The organism is Paenibacillus sp. FSL H7-0943 (genome assembly GCF_037963265.1).
Classification (GTDB): Bacteria; Bacillota; Bacilli; order Paenibacillales; family Paenibacillaceae; genus Paenibacillus_AQ; species Paenibacillus_AQ odorifer.
The window spans coordinates 3,342,667-3,356,270 of the sequence record NZ_CP150148.1 but is presented as its reverse complement, the minus strand read 5'-3'; the positions used below and the strand labels follow the sequence as shown (position 1 = coordinate 3,356,270).

The 13,604-nt window shown below is 46.2% G+C and carries 9 protein-coding genes; all 9 read right to left on the bottom strand.

Annotation, left to right across the window (positions count from 1 at the left end; genetic code table 11):
• Positions 1-11: 11 nt before the first annotated feature.
• The 9 genes from NSQ55_RS14695 to NSQ55_RS14655 all read right to left on the bottom strand — a co-directional run bounded on the left by NSQ55_RS14695 (position 12) and on the right by NSQ55_RS14655 (position 13,414).
• On the bottom strand, positions 12-1,043 hold the full coding sequence (locus NSQ55_RS14695) for a glycoside hydrolase family protein (RefSeq protein WP_339174252.1): 1,032 nt from the start codon (positions 1,041-1,043) through the stop codon (positions 12-14).
• Between the two features lie 16 nt (positions 1,044-1,059).
• Positions 1,060-2,259, bottom strand: a complete 1,200-nt coding sequence (locus tag NSQ55_RS14690; protein ID WP_339174249.1) for a glucuronate isomerase — start codon at positions 2,257-2,259, stop codon at positions 1,060-1,062.
• A 59-nt stretch (positions 2,260-2,318) separates the two neighbouring features.
• On the bottom strand, positions 2,319-3,881 hold the full coding sequence (locus NSQ55_RS14685; RefSeq protein WP_339174246.1) for an extracellular solute-binding protein: 1,563 nt from the start codon (positions 3,879-3,881) through the stop codon (positions 2,319-2,321).
• Positions 3,882-4,091: 210 nt separating this feature from the next.
• A complete protein-coding gene (locus tag NSQ55_RS14680) occupies positions 4,092-5,918 on the bottom strand; it encodes a sensor histidine kinase (RefSeq protein WP_076125645.1) in 1,827 nt (608 codons plus the stop codon).
• Complete coding sequence (locus tag NSQ55_RS14675) at positions 5,918-6,943, bottom strand: response regulator (protein WP_339174243.1); 1,026 nt, start codon at positions 6,941-6,943, stop codon at positions 5,918-5,920. The genes NSQ55_RS14680 and NSQ55_RS14675 overlap by 1 nt, the downstream gene beginning before the upstream one ends.
• 170 nt (positions 6,944-7,113) lie before the next feature.
• Positions 7,114-7,977 carry a carbohydrate ABC transporter permease gene (locus tag NSQ55_RS14670; RefSeq protein WP_076125649.1) on the bottom strand — a complete coding sequence of 288 codons (864 nt, stop codon included), beginning with the start codon at positions 7,975-7,977 and terminating at the stop codon, positions 7,114-7,116.
• An 18-nt stretch (positions 7,978-7,995) separates the two neighbouring features.
• Positions 7,996-8,889, bottom strand: a complete 894-nt coding sequence (locus NSQ55_RS14665; protein ID WP_076190487.1) for an ABC transporter permease subunit — start codon at positions 8,887-8,889, stop codon at positions 7,996-7,998.
• A 179-nt stretch (positions 8,890-9,068) separates the two neighbouring features.
• Entirely contained in the window at positions 9,069-11,429 is a 2,361-nt protein-coding gene (locus NSQ55_RS14660) for a glycoside hydrolase family 95 protein (protein ID WP_339174241.1), read from the bottom strand.
• Between the two features lie 170 nt (positions 11,430-11,599).
• Positions 11,600-13,414, bottom strand: a complete 1,815-nt coding sequence (locus tag NSQ55_RS14655; RefSeq protein WP_280752949.1) for a hypothetical protein — start codon at positions 13,412-13,414, stop codon at positions 11,600-11,602.
• Positions 13,415-13,604: the final 190 nt, after the last annotated feature.

Sequence of the window (13,604 nt, the reverse complement as noted above, 5' to 3'; positions counted from 1 at the left end):
AATTTAATTTCTTAAAGCGTTGTCCGTAGTGGAATTACCATATTCCAAGTGTGCTTCGCATTTCGAAACCCTCCCGGTCCATCTGCTACTGCAGCGAATAAATGGGTAGGGACCCCTTCTTGAAATAATAGGAACGGACGTTCAAAGCTTCCCATCCACTGCTCTGTGCCGTCCTCCCAGAGTACCCGCCGGGAATACGATTGCGTTGAATCAGCCAGCTGCCAGTCGGTTCCATCCGTAGATGATGCAAATATCCCACCGTGCTTTTCTCCACATATCCGGCCATCCATATCCTTGGCGATCATTTGGTACCCGTCCGTGGTCCGCCAGATAAATGGATCTTCAATATGAGACCGCTCTGGTGGAAACAGCGGTGCGTTGTTAATTACTTTATATGGCCCTTCGTCCTTAGATGAACCGGCAATGCCAAGCGTCATCTGTCCATAGGAATTGCCCTCGTATTTGCGGGCTTTATATACCAATAGCAAGGAGCCATCTTCGCGGATACAAGGAGCCGGATTGGATGTGAGAAAGCTGTCGAACCTGCCCGGACGTGTAGGCAGAATAGGTGCGTCCATCCTTATCCATGGTCCGAATACACTGTCGGCTATAGCTAAGCCAACACGTTTGTTGGCACGAGCGGCAATCACCCGATAGTCGTCAAATTCCACTGTTTCATTAGGCTGCGGCTCAGCGAATGGATGAGTTGAACCCATATAATACAACAGATACTTATCACCATAACGAAGGATATGCGGATTATGGGTGCTTCGTCCGTCCCAGTATTCCGCTCCCCTTGCGGGTAGTACGGTTTCTTGGTACGTATAGGGTCCTTCCGCGTTATCGGCAGATGCGCGGACAATTTCTGAGCGAAGTAACCATCCCGGATGCATCGGCAGCCACTTCGGCCAACGGGATGCAAATAAATGAAAACGCCCATCCTCGCCATGCACAGCTGAACCGCACCACACCCACCAATCCTCCATGCGGAACCCTCCGTTCAAAGGAGCAGGCAACATTCGGTCCATCAATGAAAAAGTCATATTCTCCCTCCACGGCTTATTGCTTTACATCTGTTAGTCCATAACGTTTAGCAGCACTGCCATGTAGCCATTCCGCAGCAATATTCAGCGCCTCCTCCCGGCTGATCCAGCCTTCCGCTATTTGACTTTCCAAAAATCGCGCAAGTATTTTTTTAACGATCAGCAGCTTGCCATATGTCCATTCGATACAGCGCGCATCCGAGACAATGAGCGAACACTTGAGCGGGGCGAGTGCCTCCAACCGATACTGCATGCTCTGCAAATAGGTACTGGGTCTGAAGTTATACCACCACATCCCACCTACATGAACGTTAGGGAAATTCCATGCAGCCTGCACAATATCCAGGTTATTTAATTCTGAAGCCACCACCAGCTCAAACGGAATGGAATACCGTTCAAACAAACCATACAGTTTAACAATCCGTAGCGGATCGTTAACTGGCGCAGCCGATGTATTACACCATCTGCGTTCGACGCCGAGAAACAGCTGCAAGAACATTCCTCTTACTTGCAGTTCCGAACAGATATGATGAAGGAGCAGCATCATGATTTCATCCGGTTCAGTTACGCTGCTAAGATTGTAAACATCATGAGCATTGGCTTCAAAGGCTGGCAACGTAGTCATGATTCCCGGACAGCCCATCGTCTGATATGAGTGCAACTGCTCGCTAATAAACTTTTTCGCTTGAGTATAAGCCGCTTCCCGGCTGGGATCAGAGGCATCTGCAATATTCTTTGCCAGCTCAGGCAGCCAGGAGTCAATTCGAGGAATCAGTAGAGCATTTTCTCTCATGTGTGCAAAGTTGGCATGCTCCGGACGGTTTACAATAAACCGCTGCACATGCAGACGGTCAGCTACGTTTTGCGCCCAGTCGGGATCGTTACTTTGCTGTTTAACCGTTATATCCGCTTTGAACACCGACTCTGAATCAGTGATGGAGATACCGTACAAATCTTTCATGATTGCTGTAAAAGCACGATTCATCATCGTATTACGGGAAGCGTGGTAAGCTCTAACAAAAGAGTCAGTCCGTTTCTCTTTCGAAAGTTGGTCCGCATCCGCCGGATATCCTGCTGACTGAAGCTCTTGGTTCAACCAGAAATAATCGGCTATTTCCCAGAAGTCAGCCGCGTTTAGCTTATCGCCGACGAGATGGGTATGTGTATCGATTACAGGCAGACGCATGATTTCATCACACAAAGCAGTTTGACTCATTGTTCTCCCTCCTAACTGGCAGGAAGCCCTTCGAATGAAGAGGCTTCCTGAGAATCTATCTATTTCCGGCTTTGCTGATTAAGGATTCCCTCATTATTTTTGTAGCGTTTTGTTGCTTCTTTTAAGATTTCTTCGCCGCCCTTTTGCTTATATTCCTCGATGACTTTTGGGAAATCGCTAATCGGTTCTTTGCCATAAATCATTTTGACCATATGGTCTATGATCAGTTTTGGTGCCTGATCGGGACGTTTGGAGGCAAGATCAGGGAACTTGCTGAAAGACTCCAGATCAGGTACAAATCCGATGCCCCCTAAGCCTTCTTTACTCAGAGTTTCATCCAATGCTTTCAAAACATCTTTACCACCCGTAAGCAGCTCAGTTCGTTCGCGGTTGATTGTTCCGTCCCCTACCCAGCGCAGCTGTGTGCGGAATTTCTCTTCATCTTGGGCAGCCTTGTTCTCTGGCAGCTTATAATCAACTTTTCCGTCTTTTACCGTGTAATTCTCGCCTTCAATCCCAAAGCTATAGAAATTACTGGCTTCCGGGGTCTGCATCCATTCAAACATTTGGATAATCCGGGCAGCCTTTTCTTTACTGACTTTATTGTTGATATACAGTGAGGTATTGACCGAACTATACAAACCGTATCCTTTTTGTCCATTGTCACCGGTTGGCGACGAGATAATATCCACTTTCGCTTCCGGATTGGACGCGGCGATCTGGGTCCGGAAATCCAGGAGATTCTGCGCATTAGCTGTCCAGATCCCTGCATTGCCTGCAGCAATATTTTCACCATACTGTGCCGTTTGAATTGTCGCAAAATCCTTCTGAATGAGGCCTTCGTCATACATCGTCTTGTATACGTTCAGTGCTTTTTCCATATTCTCGGAATTATAAAATTTGGGTACGATCTCTCCATTATCCTCTGTAAACTGATAGCCAAGCGCGTCATATGCACCAAATGCGATATCTGCATACTTGAAGTTCTCACGCATCTGATAAGGAGCGCTCACACCGAGTTTCTTAAAAGCGCGCAGCACATTCAAGAAATCCTCAATCGTTACTGGTACCGGAAGGCCTGTTTTCTCCAATAAATCAGTTCGGATAAAAGTGGCACGTCGAGACGGATTGCTGAGCCAAGTCGGAATGCCATATATTTTTCCATCGTAGCTGACTTCATCCCATGCTTCCTGCGGGACAACCTTCATCAGGTTGGGCGCATTCTCCTTCAGCAGATCATCCAGCGGCATAAAAACACCAGCCTGAACCGACCCAGCCATCGATTTATCCGTAGCCCCTCCGACATTTTGTACGACATCCGGAATATCACCGCCAGCGAACATAACAGCCATTTTGGAATCAAAGTCCTTCAAAGGAATTAACTTAATGTCTAAATCGACATTCGCCCGTTTCTCCAACTCCTTGACCCACTTATCAGTATTAATGTCTTTAGAACTTTCCGTGTAAGCGTTTCCGCTTGTGTTTAACGAAATACTAAATTTAAGCGGTTTTGATTCGCCTGCTGCATCGACGTTACCGTCCGATGTTTCATTGCTTCCGCATCCTGCGACGAGACTTGAGACAAGCGCCGTGGATAGGATCAGACTAACCCATTTTTTCATCTGGATAATCCCCCTTATTAGTATAAAAAGGTTTTTGGTTTACCTGTACCCATCATAAAGCTGTATCAACAGCACTCCCATGGGGTGGATTATTGTGGGATGTGTTTTTTTGTGATCGGTTATCGTTTTAAAAAAAAGGCCATCCCCAAAAGTCCGCGGCTCGGACCTCAGGACAGCCTTTTGATCCTCGTTCTCTTCGGCGAGTAACGCCTATGCGTTAAGCACTTGATGTTCCTTCCTTCCGGAAATCGGCATTCTCATGATCATGCGTGTTCCGCATTCTGGACTGCTTTCTACGTCAACGCCGAATTCTTCTCCGAAGACAAGCTGAATCCGGCGATGAACATTTTGCACACCGATGCCGCCTGGGCTTCCTTTCCCTTCCTCCACATCGGCGAGTCGATTTTCGCTCAGTTTGAGGCGAAGTTCTTCAAGCCGCTCCGGGGTCATCCCGCTGCCATTATCCGTAATGCTGACCCAGAAGATATCGCCATCCTCTCCAGCATCAATCGTAATTGTGTGATAATCTTCAACACCATAACGAAAGGCGTGCTGGAACACATTTTCCACAAGTGGCTGTAAGGTCAAGCGAACCATTTTGCGCAGAAGCATTTCAGGCTTTATCCGCACATCGATTTCAAACGGCCTTCCGATCCGGTGATTGATAATGACCATATAATGGATGACATGCTTCAGCTCATTTGCTACGGTTATCTCTTCAAGATTGGTGCGCACCGAATAATGCAGCATGTAGGACAGGGCTCCGACGATTTCTGATATTTCATCTGAATCCTGAATTACTGCATAGCAGACCACCGTTTCGAGCGTATTGTATAAAAAATGAGGGTTGATCTGCAGCTGTAAGGATTGGAATTCGGCCTTCTGCCGCTCAGCTTCCATTTCCTTGTTCTTCAGTTCTGACTGATACACGGTGTCCACAAGCTCTGACAGGCGGGTTACCATCAGATTGTAACGAACGATAAGCCCAGTGACCTCATCCTGGCTTTTCGGAAGGGAGATTAATTCCCAATTCCCTTTTTCGGTCTGGCTCATTCCTTTCATCAGTATACGGATGGGTGTAGTAACGGACTTACCAAATCGGCTTGCCAGAAACAGCGCTATCATAAATGTCAAAATCGCGACAACAATAATATAATTCCGGATGGTAATTAGCGGCTTTTGCAGCTGAGTGTCTGGGATGGATACAACCAGATGCCAACCGGAATATTCCGCATTACGGCTGATATAAGATTTTTCCACGCCCTCTGCCGAACTGCGGAACATCGCCTCTCCTGCTTGCTCAATTTGCTTGCCAAGACTATCGGGAATCAACGTCCCTACTTTGTTTTGATCGTTATGATATTGAATCCTGCCTTCGCCATCTACAATAAAAAAATAGCTTTCGGGACCAAGATCGATTCCTTTCCATAACGTAGAGAGCTCCTCCGCTTTGACTTCGATGCCTACGAATCCTTTCATCTCTGGTGACTGAAGACCGCGAATGCTGCGGATTAAGGTCAACATCGGCGTTTGATCCCCACGGATACTGTAATTGATTACATTCAACTGTCCACTGACATCTGTATGTTCTTTGAAATACCGGATCTGTCTAGCGGTGTCTTCCTGTGTAAAAGATGGCGCTGAACCGCCATTATAATAATAAAGCGCATTCCCGGAATACCCGATAATATATAGGGCTTCAATCTCGGGATTGCGAATCCATACAGGTTCAACAATAGCATCGCGAATATCGGTCGTGTAGCGGTAATTTTCATATTCCTCACGATCTGCTGATAGATCAATATATCTTTTAACTCTCAAATCCGTTAGTAGCGCCACGGTCGACCGTTGATAGGATGAAATATAGAGATTGGTATGATGAACTGCATTATTTACGATCTGAATCATTTGGTTTTCAGTGCTTGACTGCAATTGCTTGGCAGAAATGCTGTAAAAGGAAATCCCCAGCGCTGACAGGGAAAGTAAGATGACAATGGTAAAATAAAATAGCAGCTTCCGGCTGAGGGTTGCTCTCATTATTCAATGCCAAACGAAGCACGGTATTCCGAAGGTGACACACCCACGAGATTTTTAAATGTCTTCGTAAAATGAGGATAATCCTCGTAACCTACATGAATCGAGATGTCACTGATTGTCATGGTGGGTACGGCAAGAAGTCTGCGCGCTTCCTCCATTCGTCTCCGGATCCGATAGTGTACGAAGGTTTCCCCCGTCATTTTTTTGAATAATGCGCTGAAGTAGGTGCGGGCAAGTCCCACCCGTTTGGCTACTTCTTCTAACGACACATCCTCAGCCAGATGTTTATCAATGAAAGCTTTTGCTTCTTCAACCGGGTCCTTATAGTTGCCTTTGCGAGTAAGCTGCAGCTCCGCAAGTATACCGTTTATTATCGCGACAAATGCTAACATCGTTTCTTTTTTCGTATTGGGGGCTTTTACCCCTCCACAGCACCAGGACGGAGGCTTCCAGCCTCGGCGTTCCAAGCGATCTACGATCATTTGCAGACAATCATTCAGCACTGCATCCATGCTAAAGACGTTCAATCCTTCAAATAAACCCGATGTTTCTCTTTCATCAAGCAGACGGTTTGTCTCATCACGTTGCAGCAGCCAGATGTGTTGTTCCAGCTGTTCGGCCCAATCCACGTATTTATGAACAGGAATAATGCTGCCTGTCATGCCGGATATCAGTTCTCTCAGCATATCATGCACATCCTGCTGGAGAACCGGCTTCAGTAAATACCGTTTAACGCCATAGGCCATTGCTCGTTGTGCATATTGAAAGTCATTGTACCCGGAAATGACTGCCACCTGGACATGACTGTAATCACGGTGAATTCGTTCACATAAATCAAGGCCATCCATCCGCTTCATGCGCAAATCTGTCAGCACTAAATGCGGTTCTAGCTTTTGGATAGTTTCTAAGGCTGCTTCGCCGTCGTCGGCTGTATAAATCGCGGTGAATGAGACCGGATAACGCTGGACCATCTTCACCAATCCTTTTTGAATGACAGGCTCATCTTCTACAATCAATACTCGCACTTGTATCAAATCCCTTCCGGAATGGAATCAGAATCAGTTGTCTTGTGGTATGAAATTGATTTGAAGTTGCGATATTTGGCAACGCTTCCATTTTGAGTTTGGATTATATCTTACCATATTTTGATAAGCAGATGGCTGTTTCTTTTAAAGGATGATGCAAGCTGATTGATTTAAGACTTAATAGATCCGATTAACATCCCTTTGATAAAATACTTTTGCAGAAACGGATACACGATAATAATCGGTATGACGGAGACGACAATAACTGCCATTTGCACACCTGCCGGAGATACTTCATTTACGTTTTCTAATAAGCTGCCCGCTTGCCCAAGGTCGTTACTCAGTACGATTTCCCGAAGCCGCAGCTGAAGTGGATAAAGCGCTCGTGTATTGATAAAATACAACGCCGATGAATAAGAATTCCAATGGGATACCGCGTAGAACAAGCCCATAGTTGCCATAACAGGTTTGGACAAAGGAAGGATGACGCTCCACATCGTGCGCAGCTCTCCCGCTCCATCCATTCGCGCGCTGTCTATCAGCTCAGTAGGCAGGGCTGAGAAAAAAGAACGCATGATGAACAGGTTATATGCACTGATGGCCGATGGGATGATTAATACCCATAAAGAGTCGATCAAGTGCAAGTTTTTGATGACCATATAGTTCGGTATGAGCGGAGCGTGAAATATCATCGTAATTAGGATTAAAATCAGAACTCCCTTGCGCATCGAATATTCGGATCTGGATAAAGGATAGGCCAGTGATGCAGTTAAAATCAGATTAATAAGCGTTCCGACAACGGTAATGAATATACTTACCATAAAAGCTCTCCAGATGGAGGTATCCCCAAGAATAACTTGATAATTCATAAGCGTCCAATCTACAGGGAATAGCTTAACCTCGCCTGCATTTATGGCATGAGTGCTGCTAAATGATTTGGCGAGCACATGCAGCAGAGGGAAGACCATCAAGCACCCGACCAGCATCAGAAATATATAGTTAAAAACGTCAAACAGGCGACCTTTATTTTTCATTTACTCTTCGACTCCTTTCTAGTAAAGTCCATCCCCTGATGCTTTTTTACTAAGCGTATTCCCGATCATGACTAGCAACAGTCCGACGACCGATTTAAAGAGGCCTATAGCTGTTGTATAGCTGTATTGCTGATCAATAAGACCCACTCGGTATATATAAGTATCGAGAATATCTCCATTGGTCTCATTAAGCGAATTGATAAATACAAACACTCGCTCAAAGCCAAAATCAAGGAAGTTACCGATATGAAGCAGGAACATAATCATGATAGTAGGCAAGATCGTCGGGATCGTTATAGATAAGGTTTGTTTCCAACGATTTGCTCCGTCAATCCGAGCCGCTTCGTACAGCTCAGGATTCACAGCAGCGAGTGCGGCTAAATAAACAATAGTTCCCCATCCACTGTCTTTCCATATGCCTGTTCCAACCAGGATGGTACGAATATACGAGTCCTCGCCCAGAAAATAAACGGAGTCGAGCCCAAAAGTATTTAAGATCTGGTTCACGATACCTGTCGTTGGGGACAAAATGCCAATCATAATCCCCCCAATAATGACCCATGAGAGAAAATGGGGCAAATAAACGACGGTCTGCAAAATCCGTTTATAGAAAGCTTTTCTCACTTCATTAAGAAGGAGGGCGAATATTATGGGAACCGGAAACGCAAAGACCATATCATATAGGCCGATCAGGATAGTATTTTCAAGAATTCTCAAAAACTCTGGATAGGTGAACATCCGCCGGAACTGATCAAGGCCAACCCACGGACTGCCTGTAAAACCTTTGAATATGTTGTAGTTTTGAAAGGCCATGATGGAACCCGCCAAGGGTAAGTATTTAAATACGATAAAAAAAATAATGCCTGGAAGTGAAATGAGATATAGCGCCTTATATTTGCGCAAATTGGTCATTCGTCTTTGGAATGGGGAAAGATCTGGCCTGCTCGCTGGCAATGCGGCTGGCACTTGTTGTGGCATAAATATCGCTCCTTTGGTTGCAGTTTGGATTTTGTTGTATGGCTAATGTTAATCCAATATCCAGGTCTTCAAAATGGAGATTTTTCGGCTTGCCTGTGTTTTATTACGATTGACTATTGTGCACGAATCTTGCGGGACTTCCCTGCAACTGAAGAAAAAGTATATTCAAATCCCTGACCATCGCTAATAAGAGATTGTTCTGGCAGATCGAGCGGAACGGCAGACCAAATTCGATATTCAGCGGTAACCGTAGAGTGAATCGTCGCTTCATCCAGCTTTCCTTGGCTCCAAAAAAGATCAACGGTAAATCCACCTCTTGCTCTCATCCCCCTTATGCTGCCTGAAGACCACTCCTTAGGAAGGGCAGGTAATAGTCGAAGTTCTCCTCGGTGGGATTGCAGCAGCATTTCTGCTACCCCTGCTGCTCCACCAAAATTGCCGTCTATTTGAAAGGGTGGATGGCAGTCTAAAAGATTCGAATACGTGGAGGAGGCTAACAGTTTAATTAAATGCTCATAGGCTTCCGCACCCATACCGAGACGGGCATAAAAGTTGACGATCCATGCCCTGCTCCAGCCGGTATGACCTCCACCTCCGTCAAGGCGGCGTTCAAGCGTTCGCCGGGCTGCTGCGGCAAGCTCAGGGGTGTGCCTCATGTCAATCTGTTCCCCCGGATGTAATGCGAACAACTGAGAAATATGCCGGTGACCTGCGTCTTGCTCTTCGTAGTCAAACAGCCATTCCTTAATCTGTCCATGACTGCCCACACTCGGCTGTGGAATGTGTTCAAGCGTCTCATGTAGTTCAGAGAGAAATATTGTATCTTCTTCTCCAATAATTAATGCCGCTTCCGAACAGGCGGATAGCAATGTATATGCGATTTGCAAATCCATGGATGGTCCCATACAGAGGCTGCCGCTGCTTCCGTCCGAAAGAAGGAAGCGGTTTTCCGGCGAGACTGAAGGCCCAGTAATTCGTAAGCCACCTACCTCTACCATGTAATCAAGCAGAAAAATCGCTGCTTCCTTCATCACTGGATAGGCCCTTTCCTTGAGAAAAGAAAGGTTCAGTCCAAACCGGTAGTGTTCCCACAAATGAAGGCATAACCAAGCAGCACCCATTGGCCAGACCGTGCAGGTAATTAGGATGCCTTCTGGTCGGGTTTCCGCCCATAAGTTAGTGTTATGATGAGCAACAAAACCGCGACAGCCATACATTTCTTTTGCCGTTTCTTGACCGTTCAACTGCATCCGTTCGATCAGATCAAACAGCGGTTCATGGCATTCAGCCATATTTAGGACTTCGGCAGGCCAGTAATTCATCTGGAGGTTAATATTAATTGTATATTTCGATTCCCATGGCGGGGTAAAGCTATCATTCCATATGCCTTGCAGATTAGCAGGCAACGTACCTGGTCGAGAACTGGAAAGCAGTAAGTAGCGCCCATACTGTACATATAGTGCAACTAGTCCTGGATCACCAGACTCATTGGGATTGCTTCTTTCATCTTTTGCTTGCTGTAACCGCTGTAATCGCTTATCGGTAGGAAGCTCAGCGTACAGGTCTCCACCCCTAGTTAAATCGATTGAAAATCGAGCAAACCGGGACTTGTATTCCTCCTTATGCTGCTTTATTAGAGTTGCAAAAGACTGAGCCGTAGCTTGATCCAATTGCTCTAGACAGGCTTTTTCAGGTTGATCTACACGGAAGGTACTCTGCGCTGCCAGCATAAGGGTGACGGAGTCTGCCCCCTCAATAGAGATGAAATCCCCGATGAGCCTCTGGCGGCCCCCTTGTTGAACTGCCCTTAGTGCTGTGCAAAAGCGAACGCCATCCGCTCCGCATTCCCCATTCATTAAAACTGTGTTGGCAGGACCAGTGCTACAGCCGGTATCGAACGGACGACGCATAAGATTCGCAGCCAACGTGATCTTGCCAAGTCTGTCAGCTGTCAATCGGACTACCAATACACCGTCCGGTTCACTTATAAAATATTGCCTGTAATAGTGAACCCCGCCACAACGGTACGATACCGTAACGACTGCTTGCTCTAAGTCGAGCTCCCGCTCGTATTCTTCAATAACCTCACTAGAATCCAGAAACTTTAAAATCAAATCTCCAAGTGGCTGGTACGGCTGCTCATATTTTGGTGAAGCAGTCATAGCCATTCTTGCCAAATGTTCTGCCTCCGCCTGCCTGCCGTCTTTCAGCATTTGCCGAATCTCTGTTAAATATGGCTGAGCTGCAGGATTAGCTGCACGTCCAGGGCCGCCGTACCAAATTGAATCTTCGTTAAGCTGGATTTTATCTTGGCCGATCATACCGGACACCATTGCCCCGAGGCGCCCATTTCCTATGGGAAGAGCCTCATTCCAATTTGACGCCGGGCTTGTATACCATAATCGAAGACGTTCTGATTCCTGCTTGGTTGCCGGTAATGCTACCTCTTGTTTCGCTCGTCTTCTTTCACTCAACTCTTGTTCACCTGGCCTTTCCTATTTTCAGTTCATATCATTCGTCAGTAACTCCACTTCCTATGCTACTCTTGATCCTGATGTCTCTCCATGGCATAGATTGTTAGGGGTTGTGTTTTTTTATGATCCAAACTAAAAAGGATGCGGAAAATTCCGCACCCTACTGTAAATTATTTTTTTATATTACTGAGCGCATTTCGACCTAAACGTTCCATCAGCTGCTGCTTGTAGAGACTATTAATGACGACATGTTGACCGCAACTGCACCAATATCCATCTTCACGGGGCCGGGAATCATAATCGTTAGGAACCAGTCCGGGTACCTTGCTACCAACATGGCCAATGGCGTAATTTTGAGCGGTTGGTGGCCGCTGTAAAGTGAGCTCTCCGTGTGTATTCCAAGTCACATAATTCGCACCTGCCCAACCATGTCCGCTGCCTAACCACGCCCTATCCCGAATAGAGATGGGAGCTTTGATATTATCGAACAGGCCTCCGACTGACCAGCGATGATGAGGTTCACTGGTGTTATAATTTTTAACAGCTTCTCCATCCAGAAATACATTCGGCCCCGGTACCCAGCTATCGACGGTGAACGCATGCCGCGCCGTCTCTGTATAAATACGTTGAGCGAGATTTAGCTGGCCCATCTGATGTATGACATAACGGCGACCCCCAGTAACCACACTGATCATATCGTACATTTGACAGTCCTGAACCGTAATCCATTTGGAATAACGCTTCATTTGAACGAGAGAATAGGACAGATGATAACCTCTCACCTCTCGAACCCAGCCATTCTTCACACTGTTGAACACGACGAAGCGTTCAGCATGCTTTTCGTCCGCATAATAAGGATCTGTTGTATCGTTATCCATCTTAATATCTATAATACTTGGGTCAAAATCGGACTCTACCCTCATATTCTCTACCCCAACCTGCTGAATGCGGACATCGTCCGTATATTTATAGATCTCTCCGCCGCCCCACTGACGTTCGATAGCATTCGCCAATGGGGCATCGACCGTAATCGTATTACCTACAATAGCAGTGATGACTCGGTCAAAATCCAGATTGAACGGTGACCATTGGGTTACGGTTCCACCCGGGCGCTTATATATGTTACCCATACCAATTTCGTGAATCCAATTTTTATTACCTATTCTGCGGACTATGATCTGATCGCCTACATTGTAAGCACCCCCGTCTTCTACATGGAAAGAACGCGAGCCTGAGGGTACATACAAATCTGAAATCATCTGCTTCGAGTTGCTGTCCAGCATAAGATCTGCATTTTCACCAATTTCAATTAGATTTCGCAGTTTCGCTCCGGTACCATAGAGAATAGTGCCCTCTTTTTCCTGACCTTCACCGCGAAGGACGATCCCGCTTGCTTTAATGAACAACGTGCCTCCGACTTCATATCTGCCTTTTTTCAACAGGACTGCCCCGCGGAATCCGTTCTTATCGAGCGGGAGCATAGCCAACTGGTCAATTGCCACCTGAATACGTTCCGTCGCGTCTCCGTCCAAGGGTAGAACGGTCGACTTAACGGGAATATTCGGGATCTCAACACCACCACCCCTATAACCCGCATTAGAAAAGTCCAAGATCCGATTACCTCGATAATCACCGGTATACATCATCATTCCATCGTTACCAAGGAAAGCGATTGTGCTCTGTCCCGCGGGGATGCTCTTTGGATCCAGCACGGTAAAATAATATGAGTCATACTGAGGAGCTTTTCCGTCCTGCTTGAGGGTCATTCGCAGTTCATAAGTACCCAGTAGATCAGCCGTGCCTAACGGTGTCCATTCCATTAACGAGTCTTTAACCATAGGAGTCTCAGGCAACTCAGTCACCAGTTTCGTTCTATCAAAAATCAATTCACCGGCAACCCTTCCGTTAACACACGGTGTGAAGGAAACCGTCGGGTACACCTGACTTGGATTGAGGATGGCTGGTTGGCCAATTTCAGTATTCATGTGCGTATGCTTCAATGTGGAATTAATAATAAAGAGTTCATCTCCTTTTCTATATTCACTCTCACATGTCGGATACATATTACCTTGGCTAAAGAAGAATGAACATGTCATTTTTATCGATTGGAATGTGTTTTCTTATTCACCTATTTATGCAAACCCTTGCACCCGCATGGTGCTGAGCAACGATTAA

Bases quoted from the DNA above. Each gene is read 5' to 3' on its own strand.
- NSQ55_RS14695 (WP_339174252.1), bottom strand. From the start codon at position 1,043: ATGACTTTTTCATTGATGGACCGAATGTTGCCTGCTCCTTTGAACGGA.
- NSQ55_RS14690 (WP_339174249.1), bottom strand. From the start codon at position 2,259: ATGAGTCAAACTGCTTTGTGTGATGAAATCATGCGTCTGCCTGTAATC.
- NSQ55_RS14685 (WP_339174246.1), bottom strand. From the start codon at position 3,881: ATGAAAAAATGGGTTAGTCTGATCCTATCCACGGCGCTTGTCTCAAGT.
- NSQ55_RS14680 (WP_076125645.1), bottom strand. From the start codon at position 5,918: ATGAGAGCAACCCTCAGCCGGAAGCTGCTATTTTATTTTACCATTGTC.
- NSQ55_RS14670 (WP_076125649.1), bottom strand. From the start codon at position 7,977: ATGAAAAATAAAGGTCGCCTGTTTGACGTTTTTAACTATATATTTCTG.
- NSQ55_RS14665 (WP_076190487.1), bottom strand. From the start codon at position 8,889: ATGACCAATTTGCGCAAATATAAGGCGCTATATCTCATTTCACTTCCA.
- NSQ55_RS14655 (WP_280752949.1), bottom strand. From the start codon at position 13,414: ATGAATACTGAAATTGGCCAACCAGCCATCCTCAATCCAAGTCAGGTG.